Origin of the sequence: Pseudomonas sp. 2VD, assembly GCF_005503585.1 — a bacterium.
Lineage (GTDB): Bacteria > Pseudomonadota > Gammaproteobacteria > Pseudomonadales > Pseudomonadaceae > Pseudomonas > Pseudomonas aeruginosa.
Map to the genome: position 1 here is coordinate 1 of NZ_SCND01000035.1, position 21,850 is coordinate 21,850.

Sequence of the window (21,850 nt, forward strand, 5' to 3'; positions counted from 1 at the left end):
TTCCAGGTCGGATCGCTGTTGGCCGACGGGGTGCAGCCCGTCATCGATCCGCTCCAGCGCGTTCTGTCCGCGATCGACCGCATTGCCGAAGGAGGTCGGGAAGCTGAATCCGCTCGGTTGGGTGGTGGAGCCGGCGGCCAGCGGCTGGCCATTGGCATCGACCGCGCGGGCGTCCTGGGGCTCGATCCAGACGATATCCGATGAAGACGAGCCCGCTCCCTGAAAGTGCTGGCCATCCTCTGGTCGCACGCCGAACCCGACGGGCAGGTCGGTGTCACCGGCCTCGGGAATGTGGGTTAGGTTCTCGAGCCGTTTCTGTACCTGGTCCAGGATCGTCTGGCTACGGTTTTCCTGCTGTTGCTGCAGTTCCTGGGCGGTATTGTTGAGCTTCTGCTCTATGTTCTGATCGATGTTGCGCAGGCGGCCCTGCAGGTTCTCATTGGCGGCTTTGAGCGAGTCATTCTCCTGGATCACCTTGCTGATCTGGTCCTTGAGCTGCCGGCTTTCCGCCACGATGGTGCGTAGTGTGTCGGCGGGCGTGTCGCCGTCGATGCCCAGGGTTGCCGCTTCTTCCGACGTTACCGTCGGGGTTGCGGCGCCTTGTGACTGCGCACTTTCTTTCTTGCCCATCATGCTCACGCCGATCAGGATGGCGCCGATCACGACGGGGACGACCAGCAATTTCAGGAGGGGATTACCGGTCAGCGCCACGACGGCCTCCTTTGGGATCGATCTGGCTGATGGAGGAGGGCAGGAGCGCGTCGGCAAGGCCGCGGCCGCGCGTCACCAGATACACGGTAGTGGTGTCGGAGGCGTCGCCCCGGGGCCCCAAGTACGGGTGCTGGAAGGTCGCGGCGACGAAATTGCCCATCAGGTCCCTGGGATCCAGGGCCAGGTGCTGGGCGCTGGCGTTCTGCAGCTTCACCGCCGTGATGTAGTAGTCGTCCAGCCGCCAGGCGCCCAAGGCGGTAGCCGTGATGGGTAGGCTGGGGAGCAGGGTGGTCAGGTCGAGCTGTCGCTTGACGCGCACCTGACCGACGCCATCCACCGGTTCCACCGTGCGAAGCGGGGCATAGAGCATCTGCGCCGCATAGCGCGTCAGAACCACGGGGACGGGCGTTTCGCGCGGCACGGCCTTCGGTGCTTCTGCGTGCTCGGTCTGTTTCGCTGCTGCCGATGGCTGGGCTTCCCGGGACTGGCCATAATGCGGAGCCACTGGCTCGCCGGCGACGATCCTGACCGGCTCGCGCGGCTGTTGGTCGGCCGTTGCTTCGGTGGCGGCGATATCGATGAGCATCTGCTCGCCATTGGTCGCGTCCTGTAGGCGCAGGCGCGCTGGAGGAATCGGCTCGTTGGCGAGCAGGTAGAGTGCGCCGCCGGTACTCTGGACGCGCAGCTTGCCCTGCAGATCCCGAGGAACGCCAACTCGCACGTTTCTGTCGACAAAGACAATGCGTTCCTGGCCGACCGTCAATGGAATGGCCAACGGAATGCGCTCCCAGCGCAGAATCTCCACCGCGTGGGCCAGTGTGGGTAGGGCAAGCATTAGCAAGAGCGAGCCTGTCGACTTCCGGATCATAGACCTCCCTCCCGCTTGGTGGGGGCGGCCGGCTCCTCAAGCTCGATACGTTGAGGCGTATCGGAGTAGCAGTCCCACTGCAGGCCGAAGGGATTGGTCTCCGGGTCGACGTCGGCGCGGATGACGTGCAACGGGTAGCGGGCCAGCGCGCGCTTGATCTTTTCGCCGGCGTAATACTCCGTGCTGTCCATGTCCAGGTTGACGGTCCAGTCATTGATCGAGTGTTGGATCACGCGGCCATCGCTCTCGCCAATGCCCCGACCGGGGATTTCCGAGGTGGTGCGCTCTCGCCCCCTGAGCTCGCCGGCGTTACGACGAAACTCGAAGTCCTTCTCCAGGAAGACTTTGCAGGAAGGCGTCAGGTAGGCGGCGTAGCGGAACAGGTTGCTCTTGTAGTCCACCTCGCCGTCCTTGGGCCAACGCTGTACCTGCTGGAAGATGTAGAGGCCGAACGCATAGACACTCTCCGGCGGAATGTCCCACCACAACCGGGTGCTCCCTGAACGCAAGTCGGGCGGAATGTGGATCCAGAGGTCCTTGCGGGCTTCCCAGACGCAGTAGGCCAGCACCACGATGACCATGCACAAGAAGCCGGTGATGAACCGGAAGGTGTTGATGTGAGCCTGCTGTTGCGCGGTGTGTTTTCTGAAACTCATGGGGACTCCGTGCGTCGACTGGTCCAGGCGCCGGAGCGCGTCACCAGGCGACGGTTGCCGAAGACGGGAAAGCGCAGCGAGAGGGCCAGCTCCACCTGGCGGTAGAACCAGGTATCGGGCCGCCCCCGCTTCATCCGCCGCAGGATGCGGCTGCCGATACCCAGGCCGAGGGCGCCTACCAGCAGCGCGCCCAGTGGAATGCAGGCCGCGTTACCTGCGACCAAGGCAGCCGGGATGCCAAGAACGAACCCGGCTGCTCCGCTGGTGAGGACCGTGATCCACATTTCGTCCGCAGTCAGACCGCCGATGACCACCGGTTGCCGGTTCAAACGGGTCGGCAGGAAGCTGAGGGTCCCATCCTGAAACAGATGTTCTTCGGGCATGGGAAGGCCCTTACATGATGGTGGTGGCTTTGGTGACGAGATAAATGATCAAGATCAGCAGGCCGATGCCTACGGCCACGCCCGCTCCGAGATCCGACCACTTCTTTTTCCCATCATGGATGGCGTGATAGGTGCCGTAGGTATGCCAGGAGACTCCCAGAAAGACAGCCACGCAGATGAGTAGCGCGAGGAGCATCGCTCCGTCATAGCCGAAGTTCTGGATGGTTTGCATGATCCCCGATCCTTCCCCGCGGCTAGGCGCCTCGGGCTTGGGGAGTGCAGCCAAGGCGACGCCTGGGAGTACCAAAGAGATGGCAGCCAGGCGCAGGCAGAGGGTGGACAGTTTCTGGAGGGTGAATTTCAGCATGAGTGTCTCCGTATGGGTCAGCTGAGGAGGAAGAAAGAGGTGATGCCGAGGAGGACCAAGATCCGTATCGCGGAAGCGCCGGCAGTGGCGCTGTCGAGGTTGTTGGTGGCCCAGCCGCGCCAGGTGCTGTACATCGCCCAGGCGGACCACAGCAGAAGGAAGGTCATCGCTGCTCCAACGAACAACCCCTCGCCGGCCGATGGGGGAAAGCCAGCGGCGGCTTGGAACGCTGATGTTTGGGCTCCACTCATGCTCACGGCATCGGCCCTCCGCGCAGGGTGTAATTCCCGGACAGGTCGGAAGGGTCACGCGGCTGGGCGCGGCTGGGTGTCATGTAGTCCTGCAGGCCTTGGCGGATGCGCTGCAGGTCAGCGGCCAGGCGCGAGTAGTCGAAGTAGAAGCGCTGTCCGGGCTCATCGGCGCCCTGGGCACTGCGGCGGGCGGTGTCCTCGAGGGCGTTGAGCTGCCGGATCATCACCTCCAGGTTCGCCTGCTCGGAGGCGCTCGCTGCGAAGGCTCCCTGTGCGACCAGCGCACTGCAGGCCAAGGCGGCCAGGCAGCTTCGGCGAAGGGATGGATGTGGAGTGTTCACGGCGAATCTCTTGCAGATCAGGGTGCGATCAGCTTGCCGATCGCCCTGATTCCATTCCGCAAGAAATACTCGGCGCGGGTCCGGGGTATTTTTTTATGAGGTTGCGCGCTTGAAAAACAGCAGGTAGCTGACGGGCAGAGCGATGCCCCAGGCCCAGCCCTGGGCGTTCTGATTGCCGATCTCGGTTACGCCCCGCATGAGTGGCTGAACGCTCACCAGCTCCCAGCCTTCCTGGCCCAGACGCACGACCTCGGCCCAGCGCAGAGGGTTGAGCAAGGCGTGGTCGTCGGGTTCCAAGGTATCTTCTTTGTGTTTGAACATCGCGACGCCCTTGGTGGGGACGATAGAGAATTCGGAAAAAATCGTACGCTAAGCTTCGCGAGTTCTTGTAACCAATTCATTGTTTTTTCAATGGATGAAAGAAAATGGCGAAAGCTATTTGACAAACAAATCGGGATCTTATAACTTACCTACCAAGTAGTCGGTAGATGAAATAAAGCCATGAAACTCAATTCAGATCTTTCGCAGCGTGTTGTCGTCGAGCCTTCAAGCTTACAGTGGGTCGATTCGCCAGCGACCGGGATTCAACGCCAGTTACTGGAGCGTGATGGCGACGAAGTGGCGCGTGCCACCTCGATCGTGCGATACGCGCCGGGCTCCGCTTTTGAAAATCATAAGCACGACTTGGGCGAGGAGATTCTGGTCCTGGACGGCGAATTCAGCGACGAATCCGGGACCTTCGGGCCTGGGACTTACATCAAGAATCCACCAGGTTCTTCGCATGCACCGAGCTCCGCGACGGGTTGCACGTTGTTCGTCAAGCTGCGCCATCTTGATCTAGCCGACAGCCAACGCACCGTGGTCGACACCCGTAACGGCCCCTGGTTTCCAGGCCTCGTGCCGGGTCTGTCGGTGATGCCACTTTCTGAGTTCGACACACAACATACGGCTTTGGTGCGCTGGGCCCCGGGGACACGATTCAATTCGCATCGTCACTACGGCGGTGAAGAAATCTATGTGTTGGAAGGCGTCTTTGAGGATGAGTTCGGAAGCTACCCTACCGGCACATGGATGCGCAGTCCGCATTTGAGTGCTCACCGTCCCTTCAGCAATACAGGCTGCACCATCCTGGTCAAGACAGGCCACCTGCCAGTCGCCGAATCAAATGAGGCGCTTGCATGAAGCATTTCTCCGAAATCTCGCCGACCGCCGAGCGGGTGGTCGATGCCGCTGAAGGGTTGGTACAGCAGCACGGCTACAACGGCTTCTCATACGACGACGTGGCCCAGTTGGTAGGCATCAAAAAACCAAGTATCCACCACCACTTTCCCAAGAAGGGTGAACTCGTGGCCGTGGTCGCACAGCGCTACACGCACCGGTTTCGTGAGGAGTTGCTGAGCATCGAAGGGCAGCATGCGAAAGCGCCTGACAGGCTAACTGCGTATGCGGCACTTTTCGAACGCACCTTCGCCAAGGACCGGCGCCTTTGTGTCTGCGGCATGTTGGGTGCCGAGTCGGACTCGCTGCCGGACGCCGTTGTGAGCGAGGTCGAGCGATTCTTTAAAGTCAATCTCGACTGGTTGACTCTTGTCGTTGCCGATGGTCAGCGTGCCGCGCTGATCACCTCGAATTCCACCCCAGAGGCTCTCGCAGAGGCATTCTTGTGCGCGTTGGAAGGCTCGATGATGGTGGGCCGTGGCATGCGGTCGTCACGCGGACCGGCCGAAGTTGGAAACACTTTTCTTTCCACCGTGTTGACCTGAGGTCGGCACTTTTTTTGCAACACAACCCTACCATTTAGTTGGTAGTTAAGGAGATTATTATGAGTACTGAATTTAATGGCAAGAAGTTGTTGGTCATCGGCGGCACTAGCGGGATGGGACTGCAAACTGCCCGCATGGTTCTTGAGCAAGGCGGAAGCGTCGTCATCGTCGGTCACCGTGAAGACAAGGCCGAAGAGGCCCGCAAGGCGCTGTCGTCGTTGGGCACCGTGACCGCCCTGACTGCCGATCTCTCGCGAGCCGAAGATGTGAAGCGACTCCTGCATACCATCGATGAACACCACAAGGACATCAATCTTCTGGTCAACGCGGCTGGGGTGTTCTTCCCGAAGGCGTTTCTTGAGCACACGGAAAGTGATTACGAACAATATTTGACGTTGAATAAAGCGTTCTTCTTCATCACACAAAAAGTCGTGGCCAATCTCGTGGCCAGCGAGCGTCCCGGCGCCATTGTGAACATCGGCTCGATGTGGGGCAAGCAGGCGATTGCGGCTACGCCGTCGTCCGCGTATTCGATGGCAAAAGCAGGTTTGCATTCGCTGACCCAGCACCTTGCGATGGAGCTGGCATCCAAACAAATCAGGGTCAATGCCGTTTCTCCGGCGGTTGTCGAAACGCCGATTTACGAGGGATTCATACCCAAGGCCGAGGTTCATGGCGCCTTACAGGGATTCAACAGCTTCCACCCAATCGGCAGGGTTGGGACGCCACAAGACGTCGCCGAGGTCATCCTCTTCCTGTTGTCGGACAAGGCAGCATGGGTGACGGGCGCAATCTGGGACGTTGACGGCGGCGTGATGGCCGGGCGTAACACATAATGGGGGAACGAGAAATGAACACAAACATTAAAGGAACTCCCGGCAACGGGATCAACGTCGGCGCATTGCGTGAGTTTGCAGATCAGGTCGCAGCAAAGCCCGCCGCAGGCATCGCGACGTTCGGCGTCGTGACAACCTGGGAGGGTGGCACCCGGACGCGTGCGCGAACCATGCCGCTCGTACTAGGTGACACGGCCTTGGCGCGCGGCTTTGTCATCGACGCGGACGAACCGGCAGAATTGCTCGGTACCGACACGGCCGCTAATCCACAAGAATTGATCCTGGCTGCGTTGAACGCATGCATGACTGCAACCTACGCGGCAAATGCGGCGGCAATGAACATCGAGTTGCAATCGCTGACTATCCGCACGAAGGGAAGCCTCGATCTGAGAGGTTTTCTTGGAATCGATCCTGGGATCAATCCAGGGTACGACCAGGTCGAGTATGAGGTCGAAATGGAGTCGTCGGCGGATTCGGCGGCGCTGAAAGCATTGCACGCGCAGGTGCAGCGAACATCGCCGAATTACCACAACTTCGCGAGAGCCATTGATCTCAAGGCCAAGCTGACCATTCTCCAATGATCGAGTCAGTGTTTCCCGTGGTTGGCTGACGGGAGGCCAAACCAGATGCGCTATGACGGAAGGTTCAACCTTCCGTCATCACGTTCTCTGGAATACGCAGTGTCAATTTGAGGTATACCCTAACTGGATGTCAGGCAGAACCGCGCAGCTCCGTCAGAATAGAGTCTTCTTTCGCATTCTTTGACACATGCCCGCAAAGGTCATAGATTTCAGCCTGACAAAAGCAGGGCTTGAGGCGCAACGGAACAGAAAGTGCACTTAGCCCCCTTGCTCACCTTCAACGCGGAGTTGTTCTGATGACCTTTCTATGGGTTGGATTAGGGTTGGTAGTCGCCGGGCTGTGGTGGGGAACGGTTGTCTGGCGGCGGGAGCAGGCAGACCCTTGGATAAATCCACCAACTCCCGAGGCGCGGCGTTTGCTTCGAGCCGCGAGCCTGCATTTGCATTGCCACATTCTCGGCAGGCCTGCGGTAGACCAGGACGCGCCGTCGTTCGTTGGGGTAGATGCCCTCCAGGCACTTTATCTACGTGACGGGGTGATCTTTTTCGAGAAGGGGATCGCCACCTTGCCGGATGGAACCCAAGTCGAGCTGGGGGCACTCACTCATGAAGTGCTCGAAGTGCTTCGAGAAACCTACAGCGCCTTGGATGCCGCTTCAGCAGTGATCACTGACTATGCCACCACCTTCAATACTCCCGAAGAGTTAGAGAAGAGCGAGAATGAAATCCTGCGAAAGATCGCTGGCTACGGGAACATGTACCCGATGCAGAGCGCGATCGCTCGACTGGCATTGTTACTCAATCTCGATCCCGACAAGAACGATGTTGGGATTGGCGGCAAAGTGTTGTGGGAGCGCATCCGCCGTTGGCGTTGGCCCGAGCGCCATTTCTCGGCGGAGCAGTAGGCGTGCAGGGACATCGCATTGGCTACGTCCGGGTCAGCAGCTTCGACCAGAACCCGGAACGCCAGCTGGAGGAGACCGAGGTGAGCAAGGTGTTCACCGACAAGGCCTCGGGCAAGGACACTCAGCGCCCCCAGCTCGAAGCGCTGCTGAGCTTCGTCCGCGAAGGTGACACCGTGGTAGTGCACAGCATGGATCGCCTGGCGCGCAACCTCGATGACCTGCGCCGCCTTGTGCAGAAGCTGACCCAGCGCGGCGTGCGTATCGAATTCCTGAAAGAGGGCCTAGTCTTCACCGGCGAGGACTCGCCGATGGCCAACCTCATGCTGTCGGTGATGGGTGCCTTCGCCGAGTTCGAGCGCGCCCTGATCCGCGAGCGGCAGCGTGAGGGTATCGCCTTGGCCAAGCAGCGTGGCGCGTACCGAGGCCGCAAGAAAGCCCTGTCCGATGAGCAGGCTGCTACCCTGCGGCAGCGAGCGACGGCCGGCGAGCCCAAGGCGCAGCTTGCCCGCGAGTTCAACATCAGCCGGGAAACCCTCTACCAGTACCTCCGCACGGACGACTGATACATGCCGCGTCGCTTGATCCTCTCGGCCACGGAGCGGGACACCCTGCTTGCGTTGCCAGAAAGCCAGGATGACATGATCCGCTACTACACCTTCAACGACTCCGACCTGTCGCTGATCCGCCAGCGGCGCGGCGACGCCAACCGCCTAGGCTTCGCGGTGCAGCTCAGCCTGCTGCGCTACCCCGGCTATGCGTTGGGCACCGACAGCGAGCCGCCCGAGCCGGTCATCCTGTGGGTGGCCAAGCAGGTTCAGGCCGACCCGGCGAGTTGGGCGAAGTACGGCGAACGCGACGTGACCCGCCGCGAGCACGCCCATGAACTGCGCACCTACCTGCAACTGGCCCCGTTTGGCCTGTCCGACTTCCGCAACCTCGTGCGCGAGCTGACCGAGTTGGCCCAGCAGACCGACAAGGGCTTGCTGCTGGCCAGCCAGGCTCTGGAGAGCCTGCGGCAGAAGCGGCGCATCCTGCCGGCGCTGAGCGTAATTGATCGGGCCTGCTCGGAGGCCATTGCGCGGGCTAATCGGCGGGTCTACCGCGCCCTGGTCGAACCACTCACGGACTCGCACCGTGCCAAGCTGGACGAACTGCTGAAGCTCAAGGCCGGCAGCAGCATCACCTGGTTGACCTGGCTGCGCCAGGCACCGCTGAAACCCAACTCTCGGCACATGCTTAAGCACATCGAGCGGCTGAAGACATTTCAGCTGGTGGACTTGCCCGAAGGGCTGGGCCGGCACATCCACCAGAACCGCCTGCTCAAGCTGGCCCGCGAAGGGGGGCAGATGACGCCCAAAGACCTTGGCAAGTTCGAGCCGCAGCGGCGCTACGCGACCCTGGCCGCCGTAGTGCTGGAGAGCACCGCGACTGTGATTGATGAGTTGGTCGATCTGCACGACCGCATCCTGGTCAAGCTGTTCAGCGGCGCGAAGCACAAGCATCAGCAGCAGTTCCAGAAGCAGGGCAAGGCGATCAATGACAAGGTGCGCCTGTACTCGAAGATCGGCCAGGCTCTGCTGGAGGCAAAGGAAAACGGCAGCGATCCGTACGCCGCCATCGAGGCGGTGATTCCCTGGGACGAATTCACCGAGAGCGTCAGCGAGGCCGAGCTGCTGGCCCGGCCGGAGGGCTTCGACCACCTACACCTGGTCGGCGAGAACTTCGCCACCCTGCGCCGTTACACGCCGGCCCTGCTGGAGGTGCTGGAACTGCGCGCTGCACCGGCCGCGCAAGGCGTGCTGGCGGCCGTGCAGACCCTGCGCGAGATGAACGCCGACAACCTGCGCAAGGTGCCGGCGGATGCCCCTACCGCCTTCATCAAGCCGCGCTGGAAGCCGCTGGTGATCACCCCGGAAGGCCACGACCGACGCTTCTACGAAATCTGCGCGCTGTCCGAGCTGAAGAACGCCCTGCGCTCCGGTGACATCTGGGTCAAGGGTTCACGGCAGTTCCGCGACTTCGACGACTACCTGCTGCCGGCAGAGAAGTTCGCCGCGCTCAAGCGGGAACAGGCCCTGCCCCTGGCGATCAACCCGAACAGCGACCAGTACCTGGAAGAGCGCTTACAGCTGCTGGACGAGCAGTTGGCCACCGTAACCCGGCTGGCCAAGGACAACGAGCTGCCCGATGCCATCCTCACCGAGTCCGGGCTGAAGATCACCCCGCTGGATTCTGCGGTGCCCAATACCGCGCAGGCGCTGATCGACCAGACCAGTCAGCTGTTGCCGCGCATCAAGATCACCGAACTGCTGATGGATGTGGACGACTGGACGGGTTTCAGCCGCCACTTCACCCACCTGAAGGACGGTGCCGAGGCCAAAGACAGGACATTGCTGCTGTCAGCAATCCTGGGCGATGCGATTAACCTCGGGCTGACCAAGATGGCCGAGTCGAGCCCCGGCCTGACCTACGCCAAGCTGTCCTGGCTGCAAGCCTGGCACATCCGCGACGAAACCTATTCGGCGGCCCTGGCCGAGCTGGTCAACCACCAGTACCGCCATGCCTTCGCCGCCCACTGGGGCGACGGCACCACCTCATCCTCCGATGGCCAGCGCTTCCGGGCGGGCGGCCGGGGCGAAAGCACCGGGCACGTCAACCCGAAGTACGGCAGCGAGCCGGGGCGACTGTTCTACACCCATATCTCCGACCAGTACGCACCGTTCAGCACCCGCGTGGTGAATGTCGGCGTGCGTGACTCCACCTATGTGCTCGACGGCCTGCTGTACCACGAGTCCGACTTGCGGATCGAGGAGCACTACACCGACACGGCCGGTTTCACCGATCACGTCTTCGCCCTGATGCACCTGCTGGGCTTCCGCTTCGCACCGCGCATCCGCGACCTCGGCGAAACCAAGCTGTATGTGCCGAATAGCGTCCAGGACTACCCGACATTGCGCCCAATGGTTGGTGGCACCCTGAACATCAAGCACGTCCGCGCCCATTGGGACGACATCCTGCGCCTCGCCAGCTCGATCAAGCAGGGCACCGTCACTGCCTCGCTGATGCTGCGAAAGCTCGGCAGCTATCCACGCCAGAATGGCCTTGCCGTGGCCCTGCGCGAGCTGGGCCGGATCGAACGCACCCTGTTCATCCTCGACTGGCTGCAAAGCGTCGAACTGCGCCGCCGCGTGCATGCTGGACTGAACAAGGGTGAAGCGCGCAACTCCCTGGCCAGGGCGGTGTTCTTTAACCGCCTCGGCGAGATCAGGGATCGGAGCTTCGAGCAGCAGCGCTACCGGGCCAGCGGCCTGAACCTGGTGACGGCCGCCATTGTGTTGTGGAACACGGTGTACCTGGAGCGCGCCACTCAGGGGTTGGTCGAGGTCGGCAAGCCGGTGAACGGTGAGTTGCTGCAATACCTGTCGCCGCTGGGCTGGGAACACATCAACCTGACCGGCGATTACGTCTGGCGGCAGAGCCGCAGGCTGGAGGACGGGAAGTTCAGGCCGCTACGGTTGCCCGGAAAACCTTAGCGTACGATTTTTTCCGAATTCTGCGGGCTCCCCTTGGTGAGGGTTTTGTAGGGAATAACGATGTTTTCGACATGGTATTCGAAGGTCTGCTTCATTACGTGCTCCTGGAGTGGTTCGAGTAGAACCGCACGGTTTCAAGAGCAGGAGGAGGGCCTCAACCGAAAATACTAGGCCTAGCACCAGTGAATTTCTGGTGGTTGGCGGGTTTAGAGACACGTATGGACGTCTGGGTGTATATTTCATATATATTTCTAAGGGAGACGGCTGATGCTTAGAAACATCTCTATTGGAGTTTTGCTAGCCATGGCTGCTATGTTGGACAGTTATGGGGTGGCTGCCGCTACATTACGATGCGGGTCGGCAATTGTTAGTGAGGGTGACTTGATTGATGATGTGCTTAGGAAGTGCGGCAACCCTGATAGCCGTAAAGTTGAAGGGCCCGCAGTGGATGGTAGTGGCTATATAGTGCGGGGGGCTGCTACTGTCGAAAACTGGGTATACGGACCAAGGAATGGTTGGTACCAGAAGCTTAGGTTTGTCGATGGAAGGCTAGTTCAGATAAAAGGCAGTATGGACTAGGGTATAGCCGTGGATGGTGTGTTTTTCATCCACGGCTATAAGTCATCATCCGGCAGATGATATAAGGGTAAGGATATTTGCGATTGGTAGGCCTTGTGCGTCGGAAATAAACACGGTTGCACTAGCGCCTGCACGAGAAACTATCTGTTGTAGGTTGCTCGGATTAGACATGCCGCCGTTGTAATTGGCTTGGAATTGCTTGCTGGAACTTGCTATGTCTAGAAGTTCAAGTAGAGTGCTTTGGTTGGCGGATTGTGCGGAGTTCATACTGATTGATGTGTTTGATCCTGCCGCTCGCAGCGCCTGCTGGATGTTGTTTGAAGTGAGTTGGGCACCATTAAAGTTGGCGCTGAATTTTTTAGTGTTGCCCGCGATGTTGATGACCTGTAAAAGGATGGATATATTCGCCGCCTGAGCGGTGTTGACGCTGATACTGGTTCCCGCGGCCGCAGCGCTGATCGCTTGCTGAAGGTTGTCTGCTGTTAGTTGTGCACCATTGAAGTCGGCGCTAAATTTTTTCGTGTCTTTGGCAGAGTTGATGAGGGCTAGCAGGGTGCTTATATTAACCGCCTGAGCGGTGTTGACGCTAATGGATGTTCGGGTTCCTGCGGCGTCTAAAGCTTGTTGAATGTTGTTTGAAGTAAGTTGAGCGCCATTGAACTCTGCGCTGAATGTTTTTGTGTTACCTGCTGCATGAATAGTCTGAAGAAGGGCGGTTATATTTGTCGCTTGTGCGGTGTTGACGCTTATGCTAGTGTTTGTGCCTGCCGCATTTACTGCTCTAAGTAGGTTGTCGCTGCTGAGTTGGGCTCCATTGAATTCTGCGCTAAAACTCTTTGAGTTGCCTGCTGTAGATATTGCGGAAAGAAGTGTGTTTATATTAATGGCTTGTGCGGCTATTGTGGATACTCTGGTTAATGATCCTGCTAAGTTTATGACTTCCTGAAGGTTGTTAGCAGTCAGCTCTGCGCCGTTGAAAGTTGTTGAGAGGTTTTTTGTGTTTTCTGCAGTGGTTGTTGCCTTGAGAAGAGTGTCTATATTTAATGCTTGCGCGTTGCTTATGCTGATGGTTGTATTCTTTCCTGCTTTTGATAGGGCCTCTAGCATGTTGCTTGGATTTAGAAGGCGTCCGTCGAAATCAAGGATAAGCTTCATCTCAATGCTCCGCTGTGACCTAACGTTAAAGTCTTGGTGTGAGTACTTCCTAGGCTGAATGAGTTGGCTACAAATCTCTTTGCCTTATGTCAATGTCAGGCATTCGCTGTGACCAATATCATTTTTTTGAGTCATTTTTCACAGCTAGCTATCTGCTCCTTCAGCTTTCTGTCGTCCACGTACCGCTGCATGATCGATAGCACCAGGCTATTGATGGCGAGGATCTTCATCGCGCGGGTCACTGCGACGTAGATCAGGTTCAGCTCATCGTCGCGCTTGCCCGGGTCGGTGTCGGGTGCCAGCGGATCCGCGTTGAAGTCGTCGTACAGGCAAACGAAATCCCATTCCAGCCCTTTGGCCTTATGTGCGGTGGTCAGGGTGATCGTCGCGTCCAGCTCATTGTCAAGGGTCAGTGAGCGAAGCTCGAGGATCCGCGCCGGTAGATCAGGGTAGGTCGAGATGATCTTGATCGAGCGCAGCATTTCACCGTCCTGGCTGATCTCGGCGATCTCCACGTACTGGGTGTAGTCGCGGTAGTCACGGAGCAGCTTCTTGTTTTGGACGTTTTGGTGCAGGCCTCGGCTGAATGCGTACAGGTCCTCCAGGTCGCGCAGCGAGTAACTGTCGATACCGCCTACCCAGTAGAACTTGGGTGCCGGATTATTGCGCACACGCTGCAGGGCATTTTCGATGACGCCGATAACGGTGCGGTGAATGAAAGTGCGGTGAGGAAGGTCCGCCGGGAGGGACTTTTTCACCAGCGTCTGCGGGCCCAGTCCTTGAAGTTTCCGTGTCTCGCCCTTGTAGGAGAGGATGATGTTGGCCACGTGCGCAATCGCGGGGCCGAACCGCCAGCTCTGGGTCAGGTAGTGCTCCTCGGCGCCGACCATCCAGTCGCTGTTCAGGGCATCTTCCGCGCCCCTGAACCGGTAGAGCTGCTGATGGGGATCGCCGACGATAGCCATTCTGATGCGCTGCCAATGGGCAATGTCCGCGATCACTGGGTTGATGTCCTGTCCCTCGTCCAGGAGCATGCAGTCGAAGCGCTGGCTCAAATCGGGCTTGCTCAGTTGATACAGCTTCAGGTAGCCGTCATGGGGCATCAGCATGCCGGTGTCCTGGAGGTCGACCATGCGCCTCCAGACTACTCGCGCCATGTCCAGGCCCTGCTTGAGGAAGCGTTCCTGGGCACTGGTGAGGAACGCCTTGTCGCGGAAGCGCGGGAAGTGCGGTCGGCCGAGTTCCGCGTCGGCGCTGGCCATGTAGTTGTTCAGCGTGGCCAGCACGTCACGTACCAACTCCCAGTCTTGGGTATCGAGTCCGCGGGCGATATCGGTCAGACGCAGGTTCTTCGTCTTCTTGTGGGCGTACTGGATGCCGTACACCGCATGAGCCAGGCTGTGGGCGGTCTTGCAGACTACGTTGCGGGGAAACTTGCCCTTCGCGGCTTTCTCCACCGAGCTGTTGTAGCAGAGATAGAGGATTCTCAGGGTAGGGTTCGCCTTGGCAAAGCCCACCAGGGTGGTCGTCTTGCCAGTGCCGGCGAAGGCCCGCACCAGGATCTTCGATGCCTTCGACTGGATGATCGGTGACTGTTCGTGAGTCCACTGCATAGGTGTCTCCGGAGATACGAGGGCTTCCAGATTGGTAGGTGTCTGGTTAAACAGGGGGGCTGTGGCTGTGGAGCTAGTCAGGGCATGGCATCATTTGTCGTTCGTCTCCCTGAAGGCATCGAAATGAAAATTTGGCGATTTGCGTTGATCTTTTTGATTCTGCTTTTTGCTGTCGCGTGGTTCTCATCTAGCGAGTTGAGATCACACGCTGTGCCTTGGTTGATTCACTGGTTCGAGGTGCTCAACCGATAGTGCGCCGGTGACGAATACACAGGTAGCAAAGGTGCGTAATGACCATTGTCATAGTCGCCAGGCATAGTGAAAATCCGGCACATAGCGTGAGAAATGCCGCACCCTCGGCGGCCCCTGTAGTCGCGTGGGGGGCTATCGTCTCCATTGTTGGAATCAACCGATTTATCACCTGTACCACGGCATAGACGTATAGCATCGAGGTCACGCTGAGCCAGGCGAGCGGAGTTAAAACGGCCTGTCTGGTCCATGGACCACGACGAGTACCCACTCGAACCCAGGTTGCGATGAGCAGCCATTGGACTGACAGCAATACCAGGGCGACTTCGACGAGGATTTGCCAATACGTGCCGGTCTCCTTGAGCCTGCCCATCGTCATGAGTACAGCCGCTGAAAGCAGCAGTACAAGGACAGTCAGCGTGATCCAACTGGCGTGTAGAGCCGTGTCGCGCGAAGGCAAGAGTTGTTTAAGCGGTAGGGCCATGAGCGTCTCCTCGAGGACTAGAGGTATTTCTTGAAGGTGGATGCTGTGATGCACACCGCTACGCCGAGCAGCGCGGCGCAGGGCAGCAGGATGAGCAAGGGGTTGATGCTGATGGGGATTGCCAGGTAGAGCGTCCAAGGGACGACCGCTAGCGGAATGATGCTGCCGCGCGCCTTGTGGTAGAGGTAGCTGGACTCCCGGCCGGCGCCGAACTTGCGCAGGTCCCGGCGCACCAGGCCGTCCACCAGGCCGGTGAACGCGGCCATCAGGAACAACGGGATCGTCATGACCAGGATCACCAGGCGCACGACAAATGTCAGCACCGTGTACAGCGCGGCCAGGCCGTAGTTCTGCAGCGTGGAGACGCCCTGGGCGGTGAGATAGCGAACGTCCAGAGGGCTCCGTGGCCCGGCCTGCGCGATGGTGGTCATGTTGGTCATCCAGTCGACTATCCCGGTCTTCACGAACAACCAGTCATAGGCCAACTGGGCCAGCCAGGTGGCGGTTCGACCTGGCTCCTGCACGATGACGCTGTGCAGCAGACCCTGCGACAGCCAACTGAGTTCGTACTCGAACATTGCCTGGGCATGCTTCCAGCCCGCGTCAGGCCAGAAGAAATACAGGCAAACCCACTCTACGATGATTGCGCCGACCAGCGAACCGAACATCACGCCGAGAAATTGGAAGGGCGTACTGATGATGGTGCCGACCAGGGTCTTCTGGCTCTCTTGTTGCTGCTCTGCACGTTGAGTGACTTCAGCCATCATGCGGCATCCTCACCGGCGCCGAGGTGACGGAAATCGTCGACCAGGTCCTGGGGCAGACCATCCTGCAGGGCGGAGTATCCCGGCGCCTCCCACCACTCGCTGTTGGCGGCCTGGCCCTTGCGCATACCGGCAGCCAGCTCCTGCAGGCTTTTCGGCATCACCTCGTCGGGATCGACCGCCGGCAGCGGCATTCGGATCTTCCAGAGATTGCCGCCCTCGAGCAGCGCGAACGCCTGTCCTTTGGGCAGACCAACGATGTGGGCCGGCTCGAGCATCGGCACGCTGGTCATCTGCACCTGGTCGTGCGAGCTGGAGGTGAAGGCTGCCTTCTTGTTGTTGATTGCGTCGTTGGCGCCGCTCGCCGGCGTGCTGGTGTAGATCTGGACCTTGGGGAGCTGGTTGGTCAGGAGTTCGGCCGTGGCGGTCTCGCGCACCCGCAGCATGAACAGGTTGTTGAAGTTGCCGATGATCTGACCGGCCTTCGCGCGGGAGCCGATCTTGGCCTCGATGTCGCTCATGGTCTGGGTGTAGGCCGTCACCTGCACGCCGGCGCCGCCCGCTTTGTTGACCATGGGGATGAACTCGTCGCCAATCAGCTCGTTGAACTCGTCGGCATGCAGGTTGATGCGGACCTTGCCGCCAGCGAGCGAGCCGGGCAGGCCGTCATCGACACCATGCTTGTAGATGTGACCCGCCACCGAGACCAGGTCGCTGAACATGGAGTTGCCCACCGCGGCGGCGACCTCGGTATCCGATAGTGCGTCGAGGCCGACGTAGACCACGGCGCGTTTGCGGATGACCTGCATCCAGTCGAAGATCGGCCGCGGATCGTTGAGGTCCGCGTAGTTGGGCGAAAGCAGCTCCGAGATCCGCCCAGTGGTGAGTTTCTCCAGCAGCGGCAGCAGCGAGGCCACGATCTTGTCGAAGTAGGTCTTGTCGTAGCGCACTGCGCTCTTCAGGCCTTCCATGACCGGGTCGGCGATGCGTTTCTGTGTCAGGTACTGGTCGATGGCCACGACCCGCAGGGGCCGTCCTTTCATGTTGAACGGGATGTTCTTGTCGTTGAGCTTGCCCTCGATCTGGATGATCGTGTCCCAGGCCCTGGGATCGTGCTCGCTGATGTATTTCTGGGCATATTCGACGAACAACGCATCGATGTTCACGACGTGGCGGAGGATCTGCTGGTAGTCCGGGCGGATACCCAGCGCGTGCAGCGCGCGGGCGATGATGTTGACGAACCGCCAGGCGAACTCACGGAACGCCGCGCTGTTGCCTTCGCCGGAGAGCTGGCCGGCGACGCGGGTGGCGACCTCGGAGATCCGGCCGAACCGGCCGACGGCGTTGTAGCGTGCCGACAGGTCAGGATGACCGAGATGGAACACGTAGAACTCATCCAGGCGGCCGGCACGCTCGCACTCCACGTACATACGCTTGAGCAGGTCAGCATCGCCTTTCGGGTCGAAGACGATCACCACCTCGTAGTCCGGCTGCTCCTCTGCGCGCCGGCGCCGATAGCCGTGGTGAACCGTCTGGGTCCGCCGACCCATCTTCGCCCGCCGGCGTCGGCCCCGGCAGTGGGTGCGGCGAATATCCTGGGTGATGAACAGCTCCGCGAGTCGCGTCTTACCTACCCTCGTAGTGCCGAGTACCAGTGTGTGGCCGACGCGCTCGCCCAGTTGCAGGCCTACGTCCTGTTCGCGCGGCTCGATGCCATGGAGCCGAGGCAAACCGCCCACGGGCGGCAGCGGCCGTGCGGGGTTCCAGGCCACGTCCCAGGCAGTGGCTTTGGCGACCAGCTTCAGGGGGAAGGGGGCGAACTCGAGCTGCTTCTCCAGCCGGCGCGCGCGCTCGTAGAGCGGCGAGGGCTCGACGTAGGAGGCGAACTGGGGCAGGTAGGTATCTGCCAGGCGCTGCGTATGCTTCTGCGTCCAGCGAAAGCCCTTGCCGATGAACAAGTGTTCGTTGCTGACCGGCATTTCGGCGCTGGTCATCGTGTACTTCGGCAGTCGGCGAATGTTCCGCCGGTAGCGGAGCACCACGCCGGCCTGCTTCAGCCGCACGACGCCCAGCCAGACGAAGCCCAGCGCGGCCACGATGCCGAACAGCGGAGTGAGGGCGAACGTCCACGGCGCGACGATGCAGAGCGCGGCCGCGGTGAAGCACACGGTGGTGGTGTAGAGCTCCACGGCAGGCCGCAAGAGCGCTTCCAGCGGGTACTGGCCAGCCATGGGTTACACCTTCAGGCTTGCCGGCGAGTGCAGGCGGCCCGGTCGGCGGCGCTTGGCATGAAGTTCGAGCACCTGTTTCCTGGCTTGCTCTACCTCATGATCGGGCAGCATCTGCTCCAGCAGCTCACAGAGGGTCGATTCGTCCTCGAGGGCCGTGGACGTCACCTCACCGCCGTAGCGTGAGATCAGGCCGAGCAACTCCTGGTACATGAGTTGGCGTGCCTGAGCGTCGCTCGGCTGCTTGATGACCAGGGTGATCAGGTGAGTAGTCATGAGGACTCCTACTGCTGGATGGCGGTGGATGTGATGAGGGCGGGGTAGTGCCGCAGTCCGAGCCGGTCGACCAGGTCGTCCGCCGGCGCCGGCAATATCTGAAGTCCTTTCCCCCAGGCACGGATTTCCGTCAGGCGCGCTTCGCTGGCCACGTTCACTGCCAGGCCCACAGCGTGGAGGCCTCGGAGCTCGTCGCCTCGCTCTTTCAGCCAGGTTCGAGACAGCGTGTCGTCGCCGACGAGGAACAGAGGTTGCAGGCCTGGGGCGTTGATGGCGCGCCCCTGAACCTGGCCTGGCGAAAGGCGTGCCGAGCGAACTGGAAACGCACCTGAGCCACGGACACCCAGGTCGCCAGGTCCTGGTGTGGCAGCGGATGGCTGCGGATCCAGGCCCTGGTAGTAGGGGAGCGCTGAGGCTCCGCCGAGGTCTTCGACAACGATCAGCCCGGCGGCCCAGGCTTGAGTCGCGAACGCCGTGCAAAATGCCAGCGTGGCAAGGATCTTCTTCATGGATTGGTCACCAGTAGGTTGACGCCGAGGACTTGGCTAAGGTGGCGGGATACCGTCCTACGGTATTTGGCGGCAGGCGCGCCGCCGGCGGGGCGGTGGTAGCGGCCGGCAACCTGGATCCAGTCCACCGGTCTTCCCGGGGCGGATGCATACAGGGCGTCCCGCTGCTCGATCAGGATGTCGGAGGTGGCGTCCAGGTTCTTGTACGGATCCAGGGAGTCGCAGGGGCTGGAGAAACGATGTCCGTTCCAGCCGATATTGACCTGGCCGAGGCCGGAATCGACGCTCTTGGCCCCGTAGAGGTTGATTGCCGCGAGTAGCGCTGTGCAGGCGGCGGTGCGGGTCGCGTAGTAGTAGGATTTCCCGGCGACGTTCAATGTCCAGGGCCAGGGAACGTATTCGCCGCGCAGCAGGACCTTGCTCTCGGTCAGCGCGACCGAATAGAGCACCTCGGCCGGAACCCCTTTGGGCAGGGCGATCTGCTTGTACGCCGGCGGAGGATCCACGGCGGCCTGAGCGATGTTGGCCAGGACCAGCAGGGCGGCCAGTTGGAGGGCGCGGATTACAGACGTTGCCATCGGCCGTTCACCTCCTGGACCAGGGCGGGAAGGGCCCCGCCCAGTCCCAGGGCCATCCAGCGGCCCTCGTCATGATTGAGCGTGATCTGCTTGCTGCGAACCTTCTTCGGGTCGACGCCGGCGAGGATTGCCCAGTGCCGCACTCGCTCTGCGTCGTTCTGGCTACCGACGAAGTAGAGATCGAACTCCTTGTTCTGCTGCTGCAGGTCGCGCACCCGCTGGATGCAGGCGGTGCAGTTGTCCTGGACGAACAGGGCCAGGCGCCCGCTGCTCTGCAACGCTGGGCTCATGTTCGGCGCGCCCGACGGGTTGGCCGTGCTGCTTTCGGTGAGGCGGATGACCCCCTCGCCTGGATAGGCGCGGGCGAAGGCTTCGTCGTATGCGCGCTGGTAGGCGAGTTCCTTCTCGACCCGGCGCCGTTCGGCCTGGACCTGTAGATCGGCATACCGCCGCCGTTCCTCTGCCGATCGCGCCTCGATGCCCAGCGCGGTCAGCGGGTCAATGCCAGGTGAGTACACGCCCCGGGGGCCTTGCATGAGCGTCTGGTAGCGGGTCCATTCCTGTTGATTCAGTCCCCACTCCTGGGCCAGGTCGCTCTGAGATGTCTGCTGTTTCAGCGTGTCGAGTTGGCTACCGGACAGCTGGCTGCTGGCCTCTCGGCTTGCCGCAGCCTCCTGGCCGACTGCGGGATAGCTCAGCAGCAGCACCAGGCCGGACAGGAGCGATACGGTTCTGTTCATGTGCGGGGTCCTATGGTTGGATGCGAACGCTGCGCGAGGCGCCGGCGACGTCGAAGTGCGCGGTACGATCGTCAAGGTCGGTCAGTCGCCAGGTCGTGCCGGCGACGGCATCGCCCTGGCGAATGAGGTAGATCTGGCTGAGCTGGGTGGATCCCGGAGGTGCAACCGACAGAAACCGTTCGCCCCCGCGATACTCCACGCCGAGGATTGAGAAGGGCGGAGGCTCGATTGGCTTGGGTTTCGGCTTGGGCTTGGGCTTGACAGGGAAGGCACCGCGCTTCGGTGGAGGCACGATCAGCGGCGGAGCCTTGGCTTGCTTCTCTTGCAGCGTGCGGACAGAACCGTCCAGCGTCTCCACTGTAGCCTTGAGCACCAGGAGATCGCCGGCCGAGGCGGTGGTTTGAGCCAGGTTCTCGACGGCGTCGGAGGCCTGCTTGGCGAAGGCCTGCGCGGCGTCAATGCGGTTGGACAGTGCCTGCTGGCCTGAGCGGAAGTCCTCGTTGCTGACCAGGTGCTGCCCATCCACGGCGTCGAGGCGCTCGTCGACTCGATTCAAGCGAGCCAGGATCGCCTCTAGCGAGGTCTTTTCCGCGGCACTGTCCACGCCTGATCGGAGCTGAATGAGTTGGTATTGCTGGTAGCCCAGCAGGCCGGCCATTGCCGTCAAGCAGAGGCCAAGAATCATTGATGCAGGGGATGGGCGTTTCATGAGTGTCCTCGCGCGAAGCCAGAGACACCCTCTCAGACTGCCCCCATTGAGGCAGTAGGAAATACTCGGTGAGTGGGGGTGGGATTTTTTTGGATAGGATTCTGGCGAATCGCCGGGCCTGATTCGCTATGCGAAGATCAGTCGACTCTGGGTGCCCTTCACACGCATCTAGGCTGCGTCATTTCTGGTTAACACTGCTTCGAGGAAGCCCTAGGCCATGAATACAGACCTTCCCCAGCTCGAACAAACCATCATCGATATAGCGCGCCAGGAACTGGCCGCCGTGGCTGCTTTTTATCGCAAGAGGGAGGCAGGGATTGAGAGCGCGCACTTCGATGAGGCATGGAGCGAATACCTGGCTCGCTACCATGCACTGAGTACGCTTTTGGTGCTCGGCCAGTTGCCTAATAGCGGAATGAGCGAGGAGGGTGCCCGAACTCTACGGGAGATCGAAGCTGAGTACGTTGCGCTTCGAGTCTCGGCCAATTGAGCCTATGCGTTCGCAGCTACCAGCTATTCGGTTGAGTTCTTGCTAGCCAGGCGTCTGTACTCCCTCATCGTGTCGAGATACGCCCTGTGTCGTTCAGGGTCAGAGCGAAGGTGGTCGCGCCATCGGGCGCGGTAGGCTCGATCATACGCCCGGATACGCTCTCGCCAATGCTCCATCTGTTCCGGTGTCATCAGGTCGAGGCGGGCGCGCCTCCGCGCTAGAATTTCTGCTCGGTTCATCGCATAGCGCAGTGCCTGGTAATGCCTGATGGCCGTGCGGTT

The 21,850-nt window shown here is 60.6% G+C and carries 26 protein-coding genes and 1 pseudogene; 9 read left to right on the forward strand and 18 right to left on the reverse strand.

Going from position 1 to position 21,850, the window contains the following annotated elements; translation table 11 throughout:
* The 8 genes and pseudogenes from FFS27_RS06335 to FFS27_RS06370 form a co-directional block, all read right to left on the reverse strand.
* A pseudogene (locus tag FFS27_RS06335) lies at positions 1–711 on the reverse strand (TIGR03752 family integrating conjugative element protein); the annotation flags it as partial.
* Positions 695–1,579, reverse strand: coding sequence for a TIGR03749 family integrating conjugative element protein (locus FFS27_RS06340; RefSeq protein ID WP_003121020.1), 885 nt, complete (start codon positions 1,577–1,579; stop codon positions 695–697). The gene FFS27_RS06340 and the pseudogene FFS27_RS06335, both read right to left, overlap by 17 nt.
* On the reverse strand, positions 1,576–2,235 hold the full coding sequence (locus FFS27_RS06345) for a PFL_4703 family integrating conjugative element protein (RefSeq protein ID WP_003117079.1): 660 nt from the start codon (positions 2,233–2,235) through the stop codon (positions 1,576–1,578). The genes FFS27_RS06340 and FFS27_RS06345 overlap by 4 nt, the downstream gene beginning before the upstream one ends.
* On the reverse strand, positions 2,232–2,618 hold the full coding sequence (locus FFS27_RS06350; protein WP_003117078.1) for a TIGR03750 family conjugal transfer protein: 387 nt from the start codon (positions 2,616–2,618) through the stop codon (positions 2,232–2,234). Before FFS27_RS06350 ends, FFS27_RS06345 begins: the two co-directional genes overlap by 4 nt.
* A 10-nt stretch (positions 2,619–2,628) precedes the next feature.
* The gene (locus FFS27_RS06355) at positions 2,629–2,985 is read right to left on the reverse strand and encodes a TIGR03745 family integrating conjugative element membrane protein (protein ID WP_003117077.1); all 357 of its coding nucleotides are present in this window, start codon (positions 2,983–2,985) and stop codon (positions 2,629–2,631) included.
* 17 nt (positions 2,986–3,002) lie between these two features.
* Positions 3,003–3,242, reverse strand: a complete 240-nt coding sequence (locus FFS27_RS06360; protein WP_003121019.1) for a TIGR03758 family integrating conjugative element protein — start codon at positions 3,240–3,242, stop codon at positions 3,003–3,005.
* Positions 3,239–3,577 carry an integrative conjugative element protein, RAQPRD family gene (locus FFS27_RS06365; RefSeq protein ID WP_003158157.1) on the reverse strand — a complete coding sequence of 113 codons (339 nt, stop codon included), beginning with the start codon at positions 3,575–3,577 and terminating at the stop codon, positions 3,239–3,241. The genes FFS27_RS06360 and FFS27_RS06365 overlap by 4 nt, the downstream gene beginning before the upstream one ends.
* Before the next feature lie 93 nt (positions 3,578–3,670).
* The gene (locus FFS27_RS06370) at positions 3,671–3,922 is read right to left on the reverse strand and encodes a hypothetical protein (protein WP_046095042.1); all 252 of its coding nucleotides are present in this window, start codon (positions 3,920–3,922) and stop codon (positions 3,671–3,673) included.
* 156 nt (positions 3,923–4,078) lie between these two features.
* Here FFS27_RS06370 and FFS27_RS06375 point away from each other — a divergent pair, with 156 nt between their 5' ends.
* From FFS27_RS06375 to FFS27_RS06410, 8 genes are all read left to right on the forward strand, one after another.
* The gene (locus tag FFS27_RS06375) at positions 4,079–4,759 is read left to right on the forward strand and encodes a cupin domain-containing protein (protein WP_004574802.1); all 681 of its coding nucleotides are present in this window, start codon (positions 4,079–4,081) and stop codon (positions 4,757–4,759) included.
* Entirely contained in the window at positions 4,756–5,340 is a 585-nt protein-coding gene (locus FFS27_RS06380) for a TetR/AcrR family transcriptional regulator (protein ID WP_004574803.1), read from the forward strand. Before FFS27_RS06375 ends, FFS27_RS06380 begins: the two co-directional genes overlap by 4 nt.
* 59 nt (positions 5,341–5,399) lie before the next feature.
* The gene (locus FFS27_RS06385; RefSeq protein ID WP_004574804.1) at positions 5,400–6,176 is read left to right on the forward strand and encodes an SDR family NAD(P)-dependent oxidoreductase; all 777 of its coding nucleotides are present in this window, start codon (positions 5,400–5,402) and stop codon (positions 6,174–6,176) included.
* Between the two features lie 14 nt (positions 6,177–6,190).
* A complete protein-coding gene (locus FFS27_RS06390) occupies positions 6,191–6,757 on the forward strand; it encodes an OsmC family protein (protein ID WP_004574805.1) in 567 nt (188 codons plus the stop codon).
* 296 nt (positions 6,758–7,053) lie between these two features.
* Entirely contained in the window at positions 7,054–7,662 is a 609-nt protein-coding gene (locus FFS27_RS06395; RefSeq protein WP_014003956.1) for a hypothetical protein, read from the forward strand.
* Positions 7,663–7,664: 2 nt separating this feature from the next.
* Entirely contained in the window at positions 7,665–8,225 is a 561-nt protein-coding gene (locus FFS27_RS06400; RefSeq protein WP_014003957.1) for a recombinase family protein, read from the forward strand.
* 3 nt (positions 8,226–8,228) lie between these two features.
* Positions 8,229–11,195, forward strand: a complete 2,967-nt coding sequence (locus FFS27_RS06405) for a Tn3 family transposase (RefSeq protein ID WP_011005944.1) — start codon at positions 8,229–8,231, stop codon at positions 11,193–11,195.
* 312 nt (positions 11,196–11,507) lie between these two features.
* Positions 11,508–11,774: a DUF2845 domain-containing protein gene (locus FFS27_RS06410; RefSeq protein WP_223195009.1), complete on the forward strand. Its 267-nt coding sequence runs from the start codon at positions 11,508–11,510 to the stop codon at positions 11,772–11,774.
* A 45-nt stretch (positions 11,775–11,819) separates the two neighbouring features.
* On the opposite strand, the gene FFS27_RS33180 is transcribed toward FFS27_RS06410, so the two are convergent.
* The 10 genes from FFS27_RS33180 to FFS27_RS06460 form a co-directional block, all read right to left on the reverse strand.
* Positions 11,820–12,929: a hypothetical protein gene (locus FFS27_RS33180; protein WP_003121016.1), complete on the reverse strand. Its 1,110-nt coding sequence runs from the start codon at positions 12,927–12,929 to the stop codon at positions 11,820–11,822.
* Positions 12,930–13,060: 131 nt separating this feature from the next.
* On the reverse strand, positions 13,061–14,542 hold the full coding sequence (locus FFS27_RS06420) for a UvrD-helicase domain-containing protein (RefSeq protein ID WP_003117073.1): 1,482 nt from the start codon (positions 14,540–14,542) through the stop codon (positions 13,061–13,063).
* Positions 14,543–14,783: 241 nt separating this feature from the next.
* Positions 14,784–15,275, reverse strand: coding sequence for a hypothetical protein (locus FFS27_RS06425; RefSeq protein WP_003099826.1), 492 nt, complete (start codon positions 15,273–15,275; stop codon positions 14,784–14,786).
* Positions 15,276–15,292: 17 nt separating this feature from the next.
* Complete coding sequence (locus tag FFS27_RS06430; protein WP_003099824.1) at positions 15,293–16,039, reverse strand: TIGR03747 family integrating conjugative element membrane protein; 747 nt, start codon at positions 16,037–16,039, stop codon at positions 15,293–15,295.
* Positions 16,039–18,270 (reverse strand): type IV conjugative transfer system coupling protein TraD, encoded by a 2,232-nt coding sequence (gene traD / locus FFS27_RS06435; RefSeq protein ID WP_003099821.1) that lies wholly within the window; start codon positions 18,268–18,270, stop codon positions 16,039–16,041. Before traD ends, FFS27_RS06430 begins: the two co-directional genes overlap by 1 nt.
* A 3-nt stretch (positions 18,271–18,273) precedes the next feature.
* A complete protein-coding gene (locus tag FFS27_RS06440; protein ID WP_003099820.1) occupies positions 18,274–18,543 on the reverse strand; it encodes a hypothetical protein in 270 nt (89 codons plus the stop codon).
* Between the two features lie 8 nt (positions 18,544–18,551).
* Positions 18,552–19,052, reverse strand: coding sequence for an integrating conjugative element protein (locus FFS27_RS06445; protein ID WP_003099819.1), 501 nt, complete (start codon positions 19,050–19,052; stop codon positions 18,552–18,554).
* Positions 19,049–19,630 carry a hypothetical protein gene (locus tag FFS27_RS06450; protein ID WP_003117072.1) on the reverse strand — a complete coding sequence of 194 codons (582 nt, stop codon included), beginning with the start codon at positions 19,628–19,630 and terminating at the stop codon, positions 19,049–19,051. The genes FFS27_RS06445 and FFS27_RS06450 overlap by 4 nt, the downstream gene beginning before the upstream one ends.
* Positions 19,615–20,370: a TIGR03759 family integrating conjugative element protein gene (locus FFS27_RS06455; RefSeq protein WP_003099814.1), complete on the reverse strand. Its 756-nt coding sequence runs from the start codon at positions 20,368–20,370 to the stop codon at positions 19,615–19,617. Before FFS27_RS06455 ends, FFS27_RS06450 begins: the two co-directional genes overlap by 16 nt.
* A gap of 10 nt (positions 20,371–20,380) precedes the next feature.
* Positions 20,381–21,079 (reverse strand): hypothetical protein, encoded by a 699-nt coding sequence (locus FFS27_RS06460; RefSeq protein ID WP_023094353.1) that lies wholly within the window; start codon positions 21,077–21,079, stop codon positions 20,381–20,383.
* Positions 21,080–21,296: 217 nt separating this feature from the next.
* Here FFS27_RS06460 and FFS27_RS06465 point away from each other — a divergent pair, with 217 nt between their 5' ends.
* Positions 21,297–21,569 (forward strand): hypothetical protein, encoded by a 273-nt coding sequence (locus FFS27_RS06465; protein WP_003125312.1) that lies wholly within the window; start codon positions 21,297–21,299, stop codon positions 21,567–21,569.
* Positions 21,570–21,850: the final 281 nt, after the last annotated feature.

Coding starts and splice junctions, on each gene's coding strand:
- FFS27_RS06460 (WP_023094353.1), bottom strand. CDS start 21,079: ATGAAACGCCCATCCCCTGCATCAATGATTCTTGGCCTCTGCTTGACG.
- FFS27_RS06440 (WP_003099820.1), bottom strand. CDS start 18,543: ATGACTACTCACCTGATCACCCTGGTCATCAAGCAGCCGAGCGACGCT.
- FFS27_RS06350 (WP_003117078.1), bottom strand. CDS start 2,618: ATGCCCGAAGAACATCTGTTTCAGGATGGGACCCTCAGCTTCCTGCCG.
- FFS27_RS06385 (WP_004574804.1), top strand. CDS start 5,400: ATGAGTACTGAATTTAATGGCAAGAAGTTGTTGGTCATCGGCGGCACT.
- FFS27_RS06405 (WP_011005944.1), top strand. CDS start 8,229: ATGCCGCGTCGCTTGATCCTCTCGGCCACGGAGCGGGACACCCTGCTT.
- FFS27_RS06455 (WP_003099814.1), bottom strand. CDS start 20,370: ATGAACAGAACCGTATCGCTCCTGTCCGGCCTGGTGCTGCTGCTGAGC.
- FFS27_RS06450 (WP_003117072.1), bottom strand. CDS start 19,630: ATGGCAACGTCTGTAATCCGCGCCCTCCAACTGGCCGCCCTGCTGGTC.
- FFS27_RS06390 (WP_004574805.1), top strand. CDS start 6,191: ATGAACACAAACATTAAAGGAACTCCCGGCAACGGGATCAACGTCGGC.
- FFS27_RS06355 (WP_003117077.1), bottom strand. CDS start 2,985: ATGCTGAAATTCACCCTCCAGAAACTGTCCACCCTCTGCCTGCGCCTG.
- FFS27_RS06340 (WP_003121020.1), bottom strand. CDS start 1,579: ATGATCCGGAAGTCGACAGGCTCGCTCTTGCTAATGCTTGCCCTACCC.
- FFS27_RS06445 (WP_003099819.1), bottom strand. CDS start 19,052: ATGAAGAAGATCCTTGCCACGCTGGCATTTTGCACGGCGTTCGCGACT.
- FFS27_RS06380 (WP_004574803.1), top strand. CDS start 4,756: ATGAAGCATTTCTCCGAAATCTCGCCGACCGCCGAGCGGGTGGTCGAT.
- traD (WP_003099821.1), bottom strand. CDS start 18,270: ATGGCTGGCCAGTACCCGCTGGAAGCGCTCTTGCGGCCTGCCGTGGAG.
- FFS27_RS06410 (WP_223195009.1), top strand. CDS start 11,508: ATGTTGGACAGTTATGGGGTGGCTGCCGCTACATTACGATGCGGGTCG.
- FFS27_RS06395 (WP_014003956.1), top strand. CDS start 7,054: ATGACCTTTCTATGGGTTGGATTAGGGTTGGTAGTCGCCGGGCTGTGG.
- FFS27_RS06465 (WP_003125312.1), top strand. CDS start 21,297: ATGAATACAGACCTTCCCCAGCTCGAACAAACCATCATCGATATAGCG.
- FFS27_RS06430 (WP_003099824.1), bottom strand. CDS start 16,039: ATGGCTGAAGTCACTCAACGTGCAGAGCAGCAACAAGAGAGCCAGAAG.
- FFS27_RS06375 (WP_004574802.1), top strand. CDS start 4,079: ATGAAACTCAATTCAGATCTTTCGCAGCGTGTTGTCGTCGAGCCTTCA.
- FFS27_RS06425 (WP_003099826.1), bottom strand. CDS start 15,275: ATGGCCCTACCGCTTAAACAACTCTTGCCTTCGCGCGACACGGCTCTA.
- FFS27_RS06345 (WP_003117079.1), bottom strand. CDS start 2,235: ATGAGTTTCAGAAAACACACCGCGCAACAGCAGGCTCACATCAACACC.
- FFS27_RS06420 (WP_003117073.1), bottom strand. CDS start 14,542: ATGCAGTGGACTCACGAACAGTCACCGATCATCCAGTCGAAGGCATCG.
- FFS27_RS33180 (WP_003121016.1), bottom strand. CDS start 12,929: ATGAAGCTTATCCTTGATTTCGACGGACGCCTTCTAAATCCAAGCAAC.